Genomic DNA, 16,412 nt, shown 5'->3' on the forward strand with positions numbered 1-16,412 from the left:
TCAGGATCCGGCTGGCCGGTCGTCGCGGGCGCGTCGCGCCGCGGAGGCGGCGACCCCGCGGGCGGCCGCGGTGCGGTGCGGGCTGACGGGCGCCGCGGGCGTCGCGGTGCCCGCGGCGGCGGCCTCCGGCGGGAACAGCTCGTCGAGGGTGAGCGGCCGGCTGGGCGCGTCCGCTCCCGTGCCGACGGACGCGCCGACGACGGGCACGCGCGGCACGGGGCGCGTGGCGGGAGCGAAGGGGATCCACGCGGACACGGTCCACACGCCCTCGCGCACCCCCGCCGAGAAGCGGCCGCCGGAGAGCGTCGCCCGCTCGCGCATGCCGGCCAGGCCGTGGCCGACCGGCTGCGCGGGGGCCGCGGGGACGGGCGGGAGCACGGGCAGGGCGATGATGCCCGTCGTGGTGCGCGGGGGGCGCACTGGATCCGGGAGCGTCCGGCTCTGCACGGACACCGAGACGCCGTCGGGCTCCCAGACCAGCTCCACCTCGACGGGGTGCGCGACGTCGCCGTGCCGGAGCACGTTCGTGAGCGCCTCCTGCACGATGCGGTAGACGGCGAGCTGCTGCCCGGTGCCGAACTCGCCGGGCTGGCCCGTCTCGACGAACTGGATCGTGAGGCCCGTGGAGCGCATCTGGTCGATGAGGTCGCTCAGCTCCTTGAGCTCGGGCTGCGGCGCGTCGTCCTCGCTGTGCCGGAGCTGCGCCAGGAGGATCCGCACGTCGCCGAGCGCCTGCCTGGCGGTGGTGGAGATGGTGCGCAGCGCCTCGTCCGCCGCCTCGGGATCCACCAGCCGGGCGTAGCGGGCGCCGTCCGCCTGCGCGATCACGACGGCGAGCGAGTGGGCGACGACGTCGTGCATGTCCCGGGCGATGCGGTTGCGCTCCTGCTCGACGACGACGTCCTGCAGCGCGCGGGCCTGGTCGCGCTCGGCCGCCTCCTGCGCGTCCCGGCTCGCGTGCGACGCGCGGGAGGCGACCACGAGTCGGCCAGCCGTCCACGACGCGAGCAGCACGCTCCACGCGCACAGGAGCAGGAAGAGGAACAGGGTCGCGAACGCGGTCCACTCCCCCGTGCTGAACGCCGCGCTGCCGATGGGGACGCGGCCCGATGCGTAGGAGAGGTAGGTGGCGGCGACCACGCCGCCGAGGATCGCGGAGACGAGGCCCAGCGTGCGGACGACGCGACCGCCGTACGCGGCCGTGCAGTAGACGACGCCCGCGACGGCGAGGTCGCCGGGCTCGACGCCCGCGCCGGCGCCCATCTGGATGATCGCCCCCGCCCAGGCGACGGCCAGGGAGAGCCCCGGCGAGACGCGGCGGACGGCGAGGGCGGCGCCCATGACGAGCACGAGGATGACCGACACCTCGGACGTGGTGGACGCGAAGACGCCGAACGCGCTCGCGGCGGCGACGCCGATCGACCCGGGGGCCAGCAGGGCGACGAACGCGACGGCGAGGACGATGTCGAGGACGAGCTGGTACCTCGGGATCCGTCGGAGCATGCGACCACCGTACGTGCCGCGCCCGGCCGAGGAGCGACGGGCGGCCGACGATCCCCGTGGAGGCGCCCCGATCTCATCCGCGGGATGTACGCGTGCGCCGCCCGCGCGGATCAGAAGCCGAGGCGGCCGAGCAGCTTCGGGTCGCGCTGCCAGTCCTTCGCGATCTTGACCCGCAGCGACAGGAACACGCGCGTGCCCACGAGCGGCTCGATCTGCGCGCGCGCCACCTGGCCGACGTGCTTGAGCCGCGAGCCCTGGGCGCCGATGACGATGCCCTTCTGGCTGTCGCGCTCGACGAAGAGGTTCGCGTAGATCTCGAGCAGCTCCTTGTCCTCGCGCTGGATCATGTCGTCGATCGTCACGGCGAGCGAGTGCGGCAGCTCGTCCTGCACGCCCTCGAGCGCGGCCTCGCGGATGAGCTCCGAGATGCGCGCCTCGAGCCCCTCCTCGGTGACGGCGTCGGACGGGTAGAGCTGCTCGGAGACGGGCAGCGCCTTCAGGAGCTCGCCCACGAGCGCGTCGAGCTGGATCGCCTCCACGGCGGAGACGGGCACGATCGCGTCCCACTCGCGCAGCTCCTGCACGGCGAGCAGCTGCTCGGCGACGGCGTGCCGCGACGCCGAGTCGGTCTTCGTGACGATCGCGATCTTCCGGGCGCGCGGGTACTCGTCGAGCTGCTCGTTGATGAAGCGGTCGCCCGGGCCGATCCGCTCGTCCGCGGGGATGCACAGCCCGATGACGTCGACGTCGCCGAGCGTCGTCTGCACGAGCGCGTTCAGCCGCTCGCCGAGGAGCGTGCGCGGGCGGTGGATCCCGGGGGTGTCGACCAGGATCAGCTGCCCGTCCGGCCGGTGCACGATGCCGCGGATGGCCTTGCGCGTCGTCTGGGGCTTGGAGCTGGTGATGGCGACCTTCTCCCCCACCAGCGCGTTGGTCAGGGTGGACTTTCCGACGTTCGGGCGGCCGACGAAGGAGACGAAGCCCGCGCGGTAGGCGGGCGCTCCCCCGCGCGGCTTGCGCTTCGAGCGGGACGGCTCCGCGGCGCGGTCGATGCCCCAGGCCTCGTCGGACAGCGGGGCGGGCTCGGCGGTCGCGGTGGCGTCGGTGGCGTCGTCCGCAGTGGCGTCAGCGGCCGTCGTCTCGGTGCGCGTCTCGTCGGCGGGCGTCTCGTCGTCCCGGGGATCAGTCATGGTCGTGTCCTCTGCTGGTGGCGGTGCCCGCGGGGGCCGCCTCGTGGTCGTCGGATGCGTCGTCCACGCGGTCGCGCTCGACGAGGATCGTACTGATGCGCGTGCGTCGCCCCTCGACCCGGTCGGCCGTGAGGACCAGGCCGCCGACGCGCACCACGGACCCGCGCTCGGGCAGGCGCCCCAGGGTCTTGGCGAGGAGGCCGCCCGCGCTGTCCACGTCGTCGTCGTCGAGCTCCAGCCCGAACAGGTCGCCGAGCTCGTCGATCGGCAGCCGGGCGCTCACACGGTACACGCCGTCCCCCAGGTCCTCGTACTCGGGCACGTCGCGGTCGTACTCGTCGCTGATGTCGCCCACGAGCTCCTCGATGAGGTCCTCGAGCGTGACGAGACCGGCGATGCCGCCGTACTCGTCCACCACCATCGCGAGGTGGTTCGACTCGAGCTGCATCTGGCGGAGCAGGGCGTCGGCCTTCTGCGACTCGGGGACGAAGACCGCGGGGCGCGCCAGCTGGTCGACGGTCGTCCGCTCCGCCTCCTCGGGCCGCTCGTAGACCATGCGGGCCAGGTCGCGGAGGTAGAGGACGCCCTCGATCTCGTCCGAGTCGCGTCCCGTCACCGGCGCCCGGGAGATGCCGCGGGAGAGGAAGAGGCCGAGCGCGGATCCGACGTGCGCGGTCTGCTCCACCACCACCATGTCGGTGCGCGGGATCATCACCTCGCGCACGACGGTGTCGTTGAACTCGAAGATGGAGTGGATGAGCTCTCGGTCGTCCTCCTCGAGCACCTCGAGCTCGGTCGCCTCGTCGACCATGCTCAGCAGCTGCTCCTCGCTGGTGAAGGTCGCCACCGTCTTGGGACGCCCGGGCGTGACCCGGTTGCCGAGGGCCACGAGCGCGTCGGCGACCGGCCCGATGGCCACGCGGATGACGCGCACGAGCGGCGCCGTCCACGCGAGCAGCGGCCGGGCGTGGACGCGGCCGACCGAGCGCGGGCTCGCGCCGACGAGCACGAACGACACGGCGGTCATGATGGCGGCGGCGACCAGCAGCGTGATCCACCACTCGTCGATCGCGGAGGCCAGCGCGAGCGTCACGAGCACCGCGGCGCCCGTCTCCGCGATGATCCGGACGAAGCCGAGCGCGTTGACGTACGCGCCGGTGTCGGTGGAGATGGCGAGCATCGACCGGCGGGCGCGCGAGGTGAGCGCGAGCTCCTGGATGTCCGCGCGGGACAGCGACGAGATGGCGGACTCCGCGGCGGCGAACAGGCCGCCGAGGACGACGAGGAGGAACGCGGGGAGGAGGAGGGTCAGCATCGAAGGCGGTCAGCGCCCGCGCTCGCTCATGGCGAACCCGATCAGGATGTCGCGCTGGAGCCCGAACATCTCGCGCTCCTCGTCGGGCTCGGCGTGGTCGAAGCCGAGCAGGTGCAGGATGCCGTGCGCGGTGAGCAGCAGGATCTCCTCCATCGTGGAGTGCCCGGCGGTCACCGCCTGCTCGGCCGCGACCTGTGGGCACACGACGATGTCGCCGAGGAGCCCGGCGGGCGTCGGCCGGTCCTCGGTGCCGGGGCGCAGCTCGTCCATGGGGAAGCTCAGGACGTCGGTGGGACCCGGCTCGTCCATCCACTGCACGTGCAGCTGCTCCATCGCGCCCTCGTCCACCATCACGATGGCGAGCTCCGCGTCGGGGTGCACGTGCAGCGTGTCGAGCGCGTACGTGGCGAGCCGCTGGATGAGCGGCTCATCGACCTCGACGGCCGACTCGTTGTTGATCTCGATGCTCATCGGGTGCTCCCGGGGGTCGATCGGCGCTCGGCGCGGAGGTGGTCGGCGGCCTGGCGCTCCGCGTCGTAGCGCGTGTACGCGTCCACGATGCGGCCGACCAGGGTGTGCCGCACGACGTCGTCGCTCGTGAGGCGGGAGAAGTGGATGTCGTCCATCCCGTCGAGCACGCGCGTGACGAGCTGGAGCCCGCTCGATCCCGTGGGCAGGTCGACCTGCGTGATGTCGCCCGTGACCACCATCTTCGAGCCGAAGCCGAGGCGCGTGAGGAACATCTTCATCTGCTCGGGGGTCGTGTTCTGCGCCTCGTCGAGCACGACGAACGCGTTGTTGAGCGTGCGGCCGCGCATGTAGGCGAGCGGCGCGACCTCGATGGTGTTGGAGGCCAGGAGCTTGGGGACGAGCTCCGGATCCATCATCTCGTTGAGCGCGTCGAACAGCGGGCTCAGGTACGGGTCGATCTTGTCGGTGAGCGAGCCGGGCAGGTAGCCGAGCCGCTCGCCCGCCTCGACGGCGGGGCGCGTGAGGATGATCCGCTCGACCTCCTTGCGCTGCAGCGCCTGCACGGCCTTCGCCATCGCGAGGTAGGTCTTGCCCGTCCCCGCGGGGCCGATGCCGAACACGATGGTGTGGTCGTCGATCGCCTGCACGTACTGCTTCTGGCCCTGCGTCTTCGGCCGGACGGTGCGACCACGCGACTGCACGATGGCCTCGCTCAGCACGTCGGACAGGGTCCGCGCGTCGTCCTCGCCGAGCCGGCGTGCGCTCGTCTCGATCTCCTGGGGTTCCACGTGCTGTCCGTCCTCCACCATCGCCACGACCTCGTCGATGAGCCGACGGGCCGCGGCCACGTCCGCCCGGGTGCCGACGAGCGTGATCTCGTTGCCGCGGACTCGGACGTCGACGTCCGGGTGCTCGCGCTCGATTTGCCGGAGCAGCCGGTCCTGCGGCCCCAGGAGGCGCACCATGAGCACGCCGTCCATGGTGGCCGTCTGCTCGACGCGGTCATCCTGCGTGGATGCACCGCCCCGCGGGTCAGAGCCCGACATGGTCCCCCTGGTCGAAGCCGGCGAGCACGTGCGCGTGCACGTGGAAGACGGTCTGGCCGGCGTCGGCCCCCGTGTTGAAGAGGAGGCGGAACTGGCCGCCCGCGCGCTCGGCGGCGATGCGCGACGCGACCGACACGATCTCCGCGAGGAGCGCCGGGTCGCCCGCGGCGAGCTCGACGACGTCGCGGTACGCGGCGGTCTTCGGCACCACGAGCACGTGCACGGGCGCCTGGGGCGCGATGTCCTCGAAGGCGATGACGCGGTCGGTCTCCGCGACGATCCGGGCCGGGATCTCGCGCGCGACGATGCGCTCGAAGACGGTGGGCTCTGCGCTGCTGGTCATGCGCCCAGCCTACGCGGGACCCGCGACGTCACCAGCGCCCGAGCCCGGCGTTGACGAGCGCCAGCGCGGCCGGTCCCGCCGTCGACGTGCGGAGGATCCCGGAGCCGAGCGCCACCGGGATCGCCCCCGCCTCGCGGAGCGCCTCGACCTCGGCCGGGCTGATGCCGCCCTCCGGCCCGACGACGAGCAGCACGTCGGTCGCGGCGTCGGCGTCTCCGTCCGCCGCCGCGAGGTCGAGCCGCGACAGCCGCGCCTCGGCCGTGGGGTCGAGCACGAGCACGAGCACGCGGAAGGTCGCGGCCATCCGCACGAGGTCCTTCGTGGTGGCGAGCGGCTCCACCTCGGGGACGCGCGGGCGGATGGACTGCTTCGCGGCCTCGCGCACGATCGCGCGCCAGCGATCACGGCCCTTGGCGACCTTCTGGCCCTCCCACCGGGAGACCGAGCGCTGCGCCTGCCACGGGATCACGGCGTCGACGCCCAGCTCGGTGGCCGCCTGCACGGCGAGCTCGTCGCGGTCGCCCTTCGCGAGCGCCTGCACGAGGACCACGCGCGGCGACGGCTCGGGGTGCGCCTCGACCGCGTCGACGCGGAGCTCCAGCCGCTGCGGCTCCGCCGACGTGACGGTGCCGGAGGCGATGGTGCCGCGGCCGTCCCCCACCAGGATCCCCTCGCCGGAGCGCACGCGGCTCACGGTCACGGCGTGCCTGGCCTCCTGGCCGGCGAGCACGAGCAGGCGGCCGACCGCGAGGTCGGAGGCGCCGATGTCGTCGGCCAGGTAGAAGTGGGCCACGGTCAGACGTTGAGGAAGCGGTCGCGGAGCTTCTGGAACAGGCCCTGCTGGAAGTGCGCGAGGTGCGGCGCCGGCGCCTTGTTGCGCTTCGCGAACTGCTGGATGAGGTCGCGCTCCTTATGGTCGAGCTTCTGGGGCGTGACCACCTGGATCCCGATCTTGAGGTCGCCGCGACCCGAGCCGCGGAGCTTCGTGACGCCGCGGCCGCGCACCGTGATGATCTCGGCGCTCTGGATCCCGGGGCGGAGCTCCAGGTCGACGTCGCCGTCGAGGGCCTCGATGTGCGCGTCGCTGCCGAGGATCGCGTCGACCATGCTCACCTCGACCGTCGCGAGCAGGTCGTCGCCGTTGCGGCTGAAGACCTCGTGGTGCTTGACCTTGATCTCGAGGTAGAGGTCGCCGTTCGGGCCGCCCGCGGGGCCGACCTCGCCGGAGCCGGGCATCTGGAGGCGGAGGCCCGTGTCGACGCCGGCCGGGATGTCCACCGGCACGGTGCGGCGCGCGCGGACGCGGCCCTGGCCCTGGCAGGTGGGGCACGGGTGCGGGATGACGGTGCCGTAGCCGCGGCAGGTGCCGCAGGGGCTCGACGTCATGACGTTCCCGAGGAGCGAGCGCACCTGGCGCTGGATGCTGCCGGAGCCGCGGCAGATGTCGCACGTGACGGCGCTCGTGCCGGGCTGCGCGCAGGATCCGTGGCACGTGTCGCAGACGACGGCCGTGTCGACCTCGAGGTCGCGGTGCACGCCGAAGATGACCTCCTTGAGCTCGACCTCCACGCGCAGCAGCGCGTCCTGGCCGCGCTCCTGGCGGGACCGGGGGCCGCGTCCGCCGCCGCCCTGCTGGCCGCCGAAGAACGTCTCGAAGATGTCGCCGAACCCGCCGAAGCCCTGGCCGCCCTGTCCGCCGAAACCGGCCTGCGGGCCGAGGTCGTACTGCTGGCGCTGCTGGGGGTCCGACAGCACGTCGTACGCGTGCGTGACGAGCTTGAACCGCTCGGCCGCGTCGGGGGCGTCGTTGACGTCCGGGTGGAGCTGGCGCGCCTGCTTGCGGTACGCCTTCTTGATCTCCTCTGGCGTCGCCTCGCGGCTCACGCCGAGTACTTCGTAGTGGTCAGCCACGTCGGGCCCTTCGGTGGTGATGGTCGTGGGGATCTTCGGCGGTGCGCCGGCGTGCGGCGGTCACCGCTCCTCGAGCAGGCGCGAGAGGTAGCGCGCGACCGCGCGCACCGACGCCATGTTGGTGGAGTAGTCCATGCGGGTCGGCCCGAGCACGCCGAGGCGCGCGAGCACGCCGCCGGACGAGCTGTAGCCGCTGGTGAGCACGCTGGTCTCGCCGAGGCCGAACGGGGCGTTCTCCCGACCGATGCTCACGGAGACGCCGTGCTGGTCGGCCTCCATCTCGCCGAGCAGGCGCAGCAGCACCACCTGCTCCTCGATGGCCTCGAGGACGGGCGAAATGCTCCCGGGGAAGTCGCGCTCGGTGCGGGCGAGGTTCGCGGATCCCGCCAGCAGCAGCCGCTCCTGCCGGTTCGCGAGCACCTGCTCCACGAGCGTGCCCGCGAGGACGGACGCCGCGGCGCGCTGCCCGGGCTCGACCTCGTCGGACAGGGTCTCGAGCCGGGTCGCCGCCTCGGCGAGCCCGAGCCCGCCGACGGCCTGGTTGATCCGCGTGCGCATGATCGCGAGGAACGCGTCGTCCGGGTCGCCCGCGAGCTCGACGACGCGCTGCTCGACGCGGCCCGTGTCGGTGATGAGCACCGTGAGCACGCGCGTGGTCGACAGCGCCACGAGCTCGACGTGCTTGACGTGGCTCGTGGCGAGCGACGGGTACTGCACGAGCGCGACCTGGTTCGTCAGCTGCGCGAGGAGCCGCACCGTGCGCGCGAGCACGTCGTCGAGGTCGACCGACTCGCCGAGGAACACGTGGATCGCCTGGCGCTGCGCGGGCGTCAGCGGGCGCACGTCGGCGAGCTGGTCGACGAAGAGGCGGTACCACCTTGTCGGTGGGCACGCGCCCGGACGAGGTGTGCGGCGCGGCGATCAGCTCCTCCTCTTCGAGGAGGGCCATGTCGTTGCGGATGGTGGCGGCCGAGACGCCGAAGGCGTGGCGCTCCACGATGGACTTGGAGCCCACGGGCTCGCGAGAGGACACGTAGTCCTGCACGATCACCCGGAGGACGTCGAGCCCGCGTTCCGAGACCATGGCGGCTCCCTCCTGGCACTCGTCGGTTCTGACTGCCAATCGTACCGCGGCTCCGGGGGTGATCGGCGTTGCCGGTCTCGCGTCGTCGGCGGTAGCGTGGACGGGCCCGGTGCAGCCAGGCCCACCCATGATCCGTCCGCGTCCGCCGATCCCCGGTCGTCGCCCGGCACCGAGAGGCTCCCCGCGATGTCCGCACCCGACCCCCACCCCTACGGCGCGCCCACGCCGCTCACCCCGAGCGAGGACCGCCTCTGGGCGTCCCTCACGCACTTCCTGGCCATCCTCATCGTGCCGGCGTTCATCGTGTGGCTCGTGTTCCGCGAGCGCGGCCGGTTCACCGACCAGGAGGGCAAGGAGGCGACGAACTGGACGATCAACGTCGTGGGCGCGCTCGTCATCCTCAACGTGCTGCAGGTGGTCTTCGGGGTCATCCCGATCCTCGGGGTCATCATCGGCCTGCTCCTCGGCCTCGTGATCTTCGCGGTGGTCGTCGTCAACATCGTGTTCGCGATCATCGGCGGCACCCGCGTCCAGGCCGGCCGGCCCTACCGCTACCCGCTCAACATCCGGTGGATCAAGTAGGCGGTCGCCCGTGAGCGCGAGGATGCGGCACGTCGCCGTCGACTGCCGCGACCCGCACGCGCTCTCGCTCTTCTGGGCCGGCGTGACGGGCTTCGAGGAGGATCCCGAGGAGCCGAACGTCCCCGGCGACGGCATGGCGTGGCTCGGCGATCCGGTCTCGGGCCTCGGCATCATCCTGCAGCGGACGGAGAGCCCCACGACGGGGAAGAACCGCGTGCACCTCGACCTCGCGCCCGACGACCGCACGCGCGACGAGGAGGTCGAGCGGGTGCTCGCCCTGGGCGCCGCGCTCGTGGCCGATCGGAGGAACGCCGACGGCAGCGGCTGGGTCGTGCTCGCGGATCCCGAGGGCAACGAGTTCTGCGTGGAGCGCAGCGACGCCGAGCGCGAGGCCGGCGACGAGGTGGGTGCTGTCGTCCTCTGACGACCGGCCCTGGGCTAGTCCTCGAGCAGCCGACGCACGACGGAGTCGGCGAGCAGGCGCCCCTGCAGCGTCAGGACGAGCGTCCCGGACAGGGCGGCGCGCGGCTCCACGAGCCCGTCGGCGATGAGACCCGCGACCTGGCGCCGGCCCTCCGCGGTGAGCGTCGGGATCGCGAGCCCGTCGCGGATGCGGGCGCCGAGCAGCACGCGCTCCACCTCGCGCGTCGCGTCGTCGAGCGACTCGCGGCCCGCGCCGGGTGAGGCCCCGGCGAGCACGCGGTCGGCGTGTGCCGCCGGGTGCTTGACGTTCCACCAGCGGACCCCGCCCACGTGGCTGTGCGCGCCCGGGCCGACGCCCCACCAGTCGTGGCCCTGCCAGTACGCGAGGTTGTGGCGGCTGCGGCGGCCGTCGCGCGCCCAGTTGCTCACCTCGTACCACTCGTAGCCGGCCTCGCCGAGCATGCGGTCGGCGAGCTCGTACATGTCGGCCTGGAGGTCCTCGTCCGGCTCCGGCACCTCGCCGCGGCGGATCTGCCGCGCCAGCTTCGTCCCAGGCTCGACGATGAGCGCGTAGGCCGAGAGGTGGTCGGGCTCCTGCGCGATCGCCTGCTCGAGCGAGGCGCGCCAGTCGTCGATGGTCTCCCCCGGCGTCCCGTAGATGAGGTCGAGGCTGACCTCGAGGCCGGCCGCCCGGGCGCCGCGGACGACGGGGGCGATGCGGGCGGGATCGTGCGTGCGCTCGAGCGTCGCGAGCACGCGCGGCACGGCGGACTGCATGCCGAAGGACACGCGCGTGAAGCCGCCCGCCGCGAGGGCGGCGAGGTACGCGTCGTCGACGCTGTCGGGGTTCGCCTCCGTCGTGACCTCGGCGCCCTCGGCGATGCCCCACGTGTCGCGCACGGCGTCGAGCATCCGGACGAGGTCCTCGACCGGGAGGAGCGTGGGCGTGCCGCCCCCGAGGAAGACCGTGGACGCGGGGCGCGCGGGGACACCGGACTCGCGCAGCGCGGAACCGGCGAACCGCACCTCCTGCACGGCCTGCGACGCGTAGTCGGACTGCTTCACGCCGCGGAGCTCCGGCGCCGTGTACGTGTTGAAGTCGCAGTACCCGCAGCGGACCCGGCAGAAGGGGACGTGCAGGTAGACGCCGAACGCGCGCGCGTCCGCGCCCTCGGCCGCGGATGCGGGGAGCAGGCCGTCGGCGGGGGCGGGATCAGCGAGGGGCAGGGCGGACGGCATCCGTCCATCATCCCCCGGCGAGGAAGCGCCCCGGTGCGCGGGCCGTTGGGGTCGCGTCCCCGTCCTCCGGCAGGATGGGGGCATGACCGACGCCCCGACGCCCCGGCCCCTGCACGTCCTCTGGGACGTCGACGGCACGCTGCTCCTCAACGGCCCGCGCGCCGGCAGCATGTACCACCGCGCGATCGAGCTGGCCGCAGGCGAGGAGCTCGAGGACCGCACGGTGCACGCGCACGGGAAGACCGACGGGCAGATCATCTGGGAGACCCTCGACCTCTACGGGATGCCGGCGTCGCTGCACGCGGCGGTCCGCGAGCAGCTCGAGGGCATGTCGCGCGTCGAGCACTACGGCGCGGGTCGCCGCGAGGTGCCGGTCGGCGTCCCGCGCCTCGTCGCCGACGTGGCCGCACGCGGCTGGATCAACGCGCTGCTGACGGGCAACTCGCCGCTGCGGGCCCGCTACAAGCTCGACGGCGCGGGGCTCGACGTCGACCTCTTCGACTGGGACGCATCGTTCTTCGGGCACCAGGCGCGGATCCGCAGCGACCTCACCCGCCGCGCGGCAGAGGCGCTGGCCGGGGCGACGGTCGTCATCATCGGCGACACCCCGGCGGACGGCGTCGCCGCCGAGGCGGCGGGATTCCCGTTCGTCGCCGTCGCGACGGGCGCCTACGGCGTCGCCGAGCTCCGGGCGCCGGATGCTCACGCGGCGCTCGTGGTGCCGGACCTCGCGGTCGGCCACGACGAGGTCATGGCATACCTCGACGGGCTCGCCGCGCGCTGACGCGGCCCGGCGGGCGACGGATCAAGCGGACGCGACCGCCGGGTGCAGGGCCTTCAGGTAGCGGCGCATGAACACGCCCTGGATGATCCGGAGCACCGGGCTCGCGAGCCGCATGGGCCACGACGCGGGGCGCGAGAAGACGCGGAGGGTGAGCCACACGCTGCCGTCGGGCTCGCGGGAGACGAGGAACGCCTCCTCGCCGCTCAGCGGGTGCCCGTGCACCGTGCCGTACGCGAAGCCCACTCGGTCGGTCTCCTGCACGGTGTAGACGACGCGGACGGGCGCCTCGGGGCGGAACGGCCCGAACGGCATGCGGAGCACGGCCGAGGTGCCCGACGTGATCCACGCGGTGCCGTCGTCGCCGTACAGCGTCTCCCGCGGGCGGTCCACCGGGACCTGGGGCACCCCGTCCTCGTCGAACTCGAGGCCCGTGTAGCCGGGGTCGTCCGGGACCTCCTGCTCGATGCGGGTGACCTCGATGCCGCTGCCGCGCTGCACGCCCCAGGTCATGAGGAGGGCGACGGCCTGCTCGAAGCGCTCGTCGCCGCTGCCGAGCCGGGCGCTCGCCTCCGCGGGACGGTAGCCCTCGGGCGGGTAGGTCATGAGGTCGACGGCCTGGGTGCCGCCGACGGAGCCGTACGTGACGGCGGTCGCGGTGTAGGTGCTGCGGCGCATGACGACAAGACTACGGCGTGGGGCTGCGCGGTCCCCTGACGCACGCGAGCACCCGTCCCACCGTCGCGCGACGTCGCGCCCGACATCGGGCTCGGAGCGACCTCGCCCCCTGCTCGGGGGTGCCCGAAGGCCCCTCCTCATCCGTGCGGATGACGTCGGAGGCGGATCCCTCATCCCCGCGCCGTAGCACGAAACGAAGCGTTATCCGTCCGTGACCCGGGGTTCTCCTAGGCGTCTCCTGCGCCCGATACGTTTCAGCCAAGGCCGGTCCGACCGGCTCAGGGGAACGTCATCTCGGGTGCACTCGACCCGGTCCGCAATGCGGTCCGGTCGTCGTCCGCGCCTCGATCCGTCGTACCCGCACATCCACTCCTCGCACCTCTCGACCACCGCGTCGACCATCGGAAGGCCATCGTGAACCGCTCCATCCCCGCCCTCGCCATCGCCGGAGCCCTCGTGCTCGGCAGCGCCATCGTCGCCGCGCCGGCGCAGGCGACCCCCGGCGACGGCACCTACTACTCCGTGCCCGGCACATCGTTCCTCTTCACGGTCGACGCGGTGGACGGGAAGCCTGCCCTCGGTGTCGCGACCTACGAGGAGTGGCAGGAGGACGGCTTCCCCTCCCCACGACCGGCGGCCGTCGAGTACCTCAAGTACACGTGGGACTCCACCATCTACCAGGACGCCACGGTCGACGGCGTGTCCTTCAGCACGCGCATCGACTACGCCACGTGGCGCTCCGTCGGCTTCCCCGCGCCGCGCACGGACCGCCTGGCGGCCGACTCCGAGATCCACCGCTACACGGGGTCCGATGAGCTCTTCGTCTGGGCGGGAGCCGCGTTCACGGACGACCCCGCGGTGCACAAGCTGACGTTCGCCGAGTTCGCGCACCTCGGATACCCTGCTGTCGACTACGAGTCCGAGCCCGAGTTCCGGAAGCTGTCCTGGAGCCCGAACATCGTCGGGCCGGTCGACCAGGCTGGCACCATCGGCGTCGTCGACTTCGCCACGTGGGACTACTACGCACGTCCGACGCCGCAGATCGTGACGTCGTTCGACGGTGACCGGTTCTGCAAGGCCGCGGGCTCCGCCGACATCCGCTACGTCGGCATCGCCGCGCCCAAGGGCGTGAAGCTCAGCTACGCGCAGTGGCGCGAGGCGGGCTTCCCCGCTCCCGGACGCTGCTGATCCCCGGGCGGGCAGCCGACCGGCTGCCCGCCTTCCCCTTCTCCACCTCCCACCTCATGACCCCATCGCCTCGGAAGGCCACCGTGAACCGCTCGATCCCCGCCCTCGTCCTCGCAGGCGCCCTCGTCCTGGGTGGAGCGCTCGTCGCCTCCCCCGCGCAGGCCGCGCCCAAGCACAGCGCCTACTACTCGGTCCCGTTCAGCGGCGACCTCTACGTCACTGATGCGACCGGGGGCGAGAAGTACGCCACGCCGGCGTACTTCGAGGACTGGAAGGCCGACGGCTTCCCCCAGCCCGTCGCGGCGACGATCTCCTACCGCGGCTTCACCTGGACGGAGGACATCTACGCCGACATCCAGACGGAGCCGGGCGCTGCATCGACGCTCGGCCTGACGTACTCGCAGTGGAGCGCCGCGGGCTCGCCGAAGCCGACGAAGAACGTGCTGCCCGTCAACGCCGGCGTGTTCAAGTACTCGTACTCGGACGAGCTCTTCGTCTTCGTCTTCGTCTTCAGCTTCGGGGACGACGTCCCGGTCAACCACAAGCTGACCTTCGCCGAGTACGCGGCACTGGGCTACCCCTCCTCGGACGTGCGTGAGGGAGGCTTCCGCAAGCTCTCCTGGCTCCCGGCGATCGTGGGACCGACCGTGCCCTCCTACGAGGTCGTGGCGATCGACTTCTGGACCTGGGAGTACTGGGGCACGCCCACGCCGCAGATCGTGAAGTCGTTCGACGGCGACCGGTTCTGCAAGGCCCCCGGCTCGGCGGACATCCGCTACGTCGGCATCGCCGCGCCGGACGGCGTGAAGCTTACCTTCAGCCAGTGGCGCGAGGCGGGCTTCCCCGCCCCTGCCCGCTGCTGATCACCCGGTGGGCAGCTGTCCGGCTGCCCCCCCCCCCGCACGACCTACAGGTAAGAAGGAACCCGCGCCATGAACCGATCATTCGCCGTCATCGTCGCCGGAGCGCTCGCGCTCGGCACGACCCTCACCGCAGCACCCGCCCTCGCGGCCACCGCAGCTGCCGCGCCCTCGGGCGCGAGCTACTACTCGCTCCCGTTCACCGACGACCTGTACCGGGTCGCTGGCGATGCGGAGCCGATGGCCGCCTCGTACGACGAGTGGAAGGCCGACGGGTTCCCGTCGCCGGTCCGCGCGTCGTTCACGACGCTCAAGTACACCTGGGCGCCGGAGATCTACGCGGACGTCGACCTGCCGGGTCAGGCCATCACCCTCGGGCTCGACTACGCCGGATGGCGCGCGGCCGGCTTCCCGACGCCGCGCACGGACGTGCTCGCGTCGGGCACCTTCATCTTCAAGTACGCCAGCTCGGACGAGCTGTTCGCGTCCACTGTCCGCTGGCAGACGGACACGGCCGACTTCCACAAGCTGACCTACGCCGAGTGGACCCGTATCGGTTCCCCCGCGGCCGATCTGGGTGGTGACGTCTCCTACGAGAAGCTCTCGTGGCTCTCGACGATCATCGGGCCGGACTACCAGACCGGCGAGCGCGGCTTCGTCGACTACGACGAGTGGGTCTACCTCGACCGTCCGACCCCGCGCGTCGTCGCGTCCTTCCGCGGCGACCGCTACTGCCAGGCAGCCGGATCCGACGACATCGTCTACCGCGGCGACGCCGCTCCGCAGGGCCTCACGATGAGCTACTCGCAGTGGGTCGCGGCCGGAAAGCCCGCGCGCACGCGCTGCTAGTACGAGAGATCGCACACGGCGGTCGGATCCCAGCCAAGCTCGGGTCCGACTGCACTGTGGTCTCCGCACCACCCCCACCAGCATCGTCCGAGAGGCCCCCATGAACCGCCCGCTCACCTCGCTCGCCCTCGTCGGCGCGCTGCTCGTCGGAGGAGCCCTCGCGGCTGCCCCCGCGAACGCCGTCGGCGACGACGGCACCGTCGTCTACTACTCGCTCCCGTTCCGGAGCGATCTCGTCCGCGTCGAACAGCCCAGCGATCAGCCCCAGGCCCTCATCACCACGGCGACGTACGCCCAGTGGCAGGCCGACGGCTTCCCGGCACCTGCCGCAGCAGGAGTCACGTACCACGCGTACACCTGGTCGCCCGACGTGCTCGCCGATCTCACCTTCGGCACCGACGACCGGGCCGAGGCGACGCGGTTGTCGTTCGCAGAATGGCAGCGGGTCGGATCCCCTCGACCCGTCACCACGTCCCTGCCGGAGGTCGGCTACGCGTTCAGCTACGGCTCGTCCTCGGAGGTGTTCGTGGACACCTTCCTCCTCTTCCTGCACGGCGGCACGCCGCTGACGGCGCCCACTCACAAGCTGACCTACGCCGAGTACGTCCACCTCGGCTCCGCTGAGCTCGCGTACAACGTCGCGGACAACTACCCGTTCTCCGGCATGTTCATGCGGAAGCTCGCGTGGAGTCCGGCGATCGTGTGGGAGATCCCGCAGAACGGCAGCGGCGACCTGCTCTCATACGACGACTGGGCGGCCCGCGCGTTCCCGACGCCGCAGGTCGTGAAGTCCTTCCCCGGTGACCGCTACTGCCAGGCCGCCGGATCCTCCGACATCACGTACCGCGGCTACGCGGCACCCGGTGGCGTGAAGATGAGCTACTCCCAGTGGGCCGCTGCCGGCCGGCCGGCTCCCGCTCGCTGCTGATCGTCCGTCACTGAACGCGGA

The 16,412-nt window shown here is 72.4% G+C and carries 17 protein-coding genes and 1 pseudogene; 7 read left to right on the top strand and 11 right to left on the bottom strand.

All coding sequences use genetic code 11. The features are described from left to right. The 9 genes and pseudogenes from CMS_RS08560 to hrcA all read right to left on the bottom strand — a co-directional run bounded on the left by CMS_RS08560 (nucleotide 1) and on the right by hrcA (nucleotide 8,863). Nucleotides 1-1,503, bottom strand: coding sequence for a sensor histidine kinase (locus CMS_RS08560; RefSeq protein ID WP_012299078.1), 1,503 nt, complete (start codon nucleotides 1,501-1,503; stop codon nucleotides 1-3). Between the two features lie 110 nt (nucleotides 1,504-1,613). Further along, on the bottom strand, nucleotides 1,614-2,693 hold the full coding sequence (gene era, locus CMS_RS08565; RefSeq protein ID WP_012299079.1) for a GTPase Era: 1,080 nt from the start codon (nucleotides 2,691-2,693) through the stop codon (nucleotides 1,614-1,616). Then, nucleotides 2,686-4,008, bottom strand: coding sequence for a hemolysin family protein (locus CMS_RS08570; protein ID WP_012299080.1), 1,323 nt, complete (start codon nucleotides 4,006-4,008; stop codon nucleotides 2,686-2,688). The genes era and CMS_RS08570 overlap by 8 nt, the downstream gene beginning before the upstream one ends. A gap of 9 nt (nucleotides 4,009-4,017) precedes the next feature. After that, nucleotides 4,018-4,479, bottom strand: a complete 462-nt coding sequence (gene ybeY, locus CMS_RS08575) for an rRNA maturation RNase YbeY (RefSeq protein WP_012299081.1) — start codon at nucleotides 4,477-4,479, stop codon at nucleotides 4,018-4,020. Beyond that, entirely contained in the window at nucleotides 4,476-5,525 is a 1,050-nt protein-coding gene (locus tag CMS_RS08580; RefSeq protein ID WP_012299082.1) for a PhoH family protein, read from the bottom strand. The genes ybeY and CMS_RS08580 overlap by 4 nt, the downstream gene beginning before the upstream one ends. After that, a complete protein-coding gene (locus CMS_RS08585; protein WP_012299083.1) occupies nucleotides 5,512-5,868 on the bottom strand; it encodes a histidine triad nucleotide-binding protein in 357 nt (118 codons plus the stop codon). Before CMS_RS08585 ends, CMS_RS08580 begins: the two co-directional genes overlap by 14 nt. A gap of 28 nt (nucleotides 5,869-5,896) precedes the next feature. Further along, nucleotides 5,897-6,661 carry a 16S rRNA (uracil(1498)-N(3))-methyltransferase gene (locus CMS_RS08590; RefSeq protein WP_012299084.1) on the bottom strand — a complete coding sequence of 255 codons (765 nt, stop codon included), beginning with the start codon at nucleotides 6,659-6,661 and terminating at the stop codon, nucleotides 5,897-5,899. 2 nt (nucleotides 6,662-6,663) lie between these two features. Then, nucleotides 6,664-7,779: a molecular chaperone DnaJ gene (gene dnaJ, locus CMS_RS08595; protein ID WP_012299085.1), complete on the bottom strand. Its 1,116-nt coding sequence runs from the start codon at nucleotides 7,777-7,779 to the stop codon at nucleotides 6,664-6,666. A gap of 60 nt (nucleotides 7,780-7,839) precedes the next feature. After that, nucleotides 7,840-8,863, bottom strand: a pseudogene (gene hrcA, locus CMS_RS08600) (heat-inducible transcriptional repressor HrcA). Between the two features lie 186 nt (nucleotides 8,864-9,049). Here hrcA and CMS_RS08605 point away from each other — a divergent pair. Further along, nucleotides 9,050-9,445, top strand: a complete 396-nt coding sequence (locus CMS_RS08605) for a DUF4870 domain-containing protein (RefSeq protein ID WP_012299086.1) — start codon at nucleotides 9,050-9,052, stop codon at nucleotides 9,443-9,445. 10 nt (nucleotides 9,446-9,455) lie between these two features. After that, complete coding sequence (locus tag CMS_RS08610; RefSeq protein ID WP_041464555.1) at nucleotides 9,456-9,869, top strand: VOC family protein; 414 nt, start codon at nucleotides 9,456-9,458, stop codon at nucleotides 9,867-9,869. A gap of 14 nt (nucleotides 9,870-9,883) precedes the next feature. On the opposite strand, the gene hemW is transcribed toward CMS_RS08610, so the two are convergent. Continuing rightward, nucleotides 9,884-11,107: a radical SAM family heme chaperone HemW gene (gene hemW, locus CMS_RS08615; protein ID WP_012299088.1), complete on the bottom strand. Its 1,224-nt coding sequence runs from the start codon at nucleotides 11,105-11,107 to the stop codon at nucleotides 9,884-9,886. Nucleotides 11,108-11,189: 82 nt separating this feature from the next. On the opposite strand from hemW, the gene CMS_RS08620 reads away from it, so the two are divergent. Then, the gene (locus CMS_RS08620) at nucleotides 11,190-11,891 is read left to right on the top strand and encodes an HAD family hydrolase (protein WP_012299089.1); all 702 of its coding nucleotides are present in this window, start codon (nucleotides 11,190-11,192) and stop codon (nucleotides 11,889-11,891) included. 21 nt (nucleotides 11,892-11,912) lie between these two features. Here CMS_RS08620 and CMS_RS08625 read toward each other — a convergent pair whose 3' ends face one another. After that, complete coding sequence (locus CMS_RS08625; protein ID WP_041464556.1) at nucleotides 11,913-12,566, bottom strand: DUF1990 family protein; 654 nt, start codon at nucleotides 12,564-12,566, stop codon at nucleotides 11,913-11,915. A 414-nt stretch (nucleotides 12,567-12,980) separates the two neighbouring features. Between CMS_RS08625 and CMS_RS08630 the strand changes: the two genes are divergently transcribed. From CMS_RS08630 to CMS_RS08645, 4 genes are all read left to right on the top strand, one after another. Beyond that, complete coding sequence (locus tag CMS_RS08630) at nucleotides 12,981-13,754, top strand: hypothetical protein (protein ID WP_012299091.1); 774 nt, start codon at nucleotides 12,981-12,983, stop codon at nucleotides 13,752-13,754. Between the two features lie 83 nt (nucleotides 13,755-13,837). Next, nucleotides 13,838-14,617 carry a hypothetical protein gene (locus CMS_RS08635; RefSeq protein WP_041464968.1) on the top strand — a complete coding sequence of 260 codons (780 nt, stop codon included), beginning with the start codon at nucleotides 13,838-13,840 and terminating at the stop codon, nucleotides 14,615-14,617. 69 nt (nucleotides 14,618-14,686) lie between these two features. Next, nucleotides 14,687-15,463, top strand: a complete 777-nt coding sequence (locus CMS_RS08640) for a hypothetical protein (protein WP_012299093.1) — start codon at nucleotides 14,687-14,689, stop codon at nucleotides 15,461-15,463. 100 nt (nucleotides 15,464-15,563) lie between these two features. Continuing rightward, nucleotides 15,564-16,391: a hypothetical protein gene (locus CMS_RS08645; protein WP_012299094.1), complete on the top strand. Its 828-nt coding sequence runs from the start codon at nucleotides 15,564-15,566 to the stop codon at nucleotides 16,389-16,391. Nucleotides 16,392-16,412 lie beyond the last annotated feature (21 nt).

Source organism: Clavibacter sepedonicus (assembly GCF_000069225.1).
GTDB classification, from domain to species: Bacteria; Actinomycetota; Actinomycetes; order Actinomycetales; family Microbacteriaceae; genus Clavibacter; species Clavibacter sepedonicus.

What these genes read in the sequence shown, in the direction of transcription:
- CMS_RS08560 (WP_012299078.1), bottom strand. Translation starts at nt 1,503, where the DNA reads ATGCTCCGACGGATCCCGAGGTACCAGCTCGTCCTCGACATCGTCCTC.
- era (WP_012299079.1), bottom strand. Translation starts at nt 2,693, where the DNA reads ATGACTGATCCCCGGGACGACGAGACGCCCGCCGACGAGACGCGCACC.
- CMS_RS08570 (WP_012299080.1), bottom strand. Translation starts at nt 4,008, where the DNA reads ATGCTGACCCTCCTCCTCCCCGCGTTCCTCCTCGTCGTCCTCGGCGGC.
- ybeY (WP_012299081.1), bottom strand. Translation starts at nt 4,479, where the DNA reads ATGAGCATCGAGATCAACAACGAGTCGGCCGTCGAGGTCGATGAGCCG.
- CMS_RS08580 (WP_012299082.1), bottom strand. Translation starts at nt 5,525, where the DNA reads ATGTCGGGCTCTGACCCGCGGGGCGGTGCATCCACGCAGGATGACCGC.
- CMS_RS08585 (WP_012299083.1), bottom strand. Translation starts at nt 5,868, where the DNA reads ATGACCAGCAGCGCAGAGCCCACCGTCTTCGAGCGCATCGTCGCGCGC.
- CMS_RS08605 (WP_012299086.1), top strand. Translation starts at nt 9,050, where the DNA reads ATGTCCGCACCCGACCCCCACCCCTACGGCGCGCCCACGCCGCTCACC.
- hemW (WP_012299088.1), bottom strand. Translation starts at nt 11,107, where the DNA reads ATGCCGTCCGCCCTGCCCCTCGCTGATCCCGCCCCCGCCGACGGCCTG.
- CMS_RS08620 (WP_012299089.1), top strand. Translation starts at nt 11,190, where the DNA reads ATGACCGACGCCCCGACGCCCCGGCCCCTGCACGTCCTCTGGGACGTC.
- CMS_RS08625 (WP_041464556.1), bottom strand. Translation starts at nt 12,566, where the DNA reads ATGCGCCGCAGCACCTACACCGCGACCGCCGTCACGTACGGCTCCGTC.
- CMS_RS08640 (WP_012299093.1), top strand. Translation starts at nt 14,687, where the DNA reads ATGAACCGATCATTCGCCGTCATCGTCGCCGGAGCGCTCGCGCTCGGC.
- CMS_RS08645 (WP_012299094.1), top strand. Translation starts at nt 15,564, where the DNA reads ATGAACCGCCCGCTCACCTCGCTCGCCCTCGTCGGCGCGCTGCTCGTC.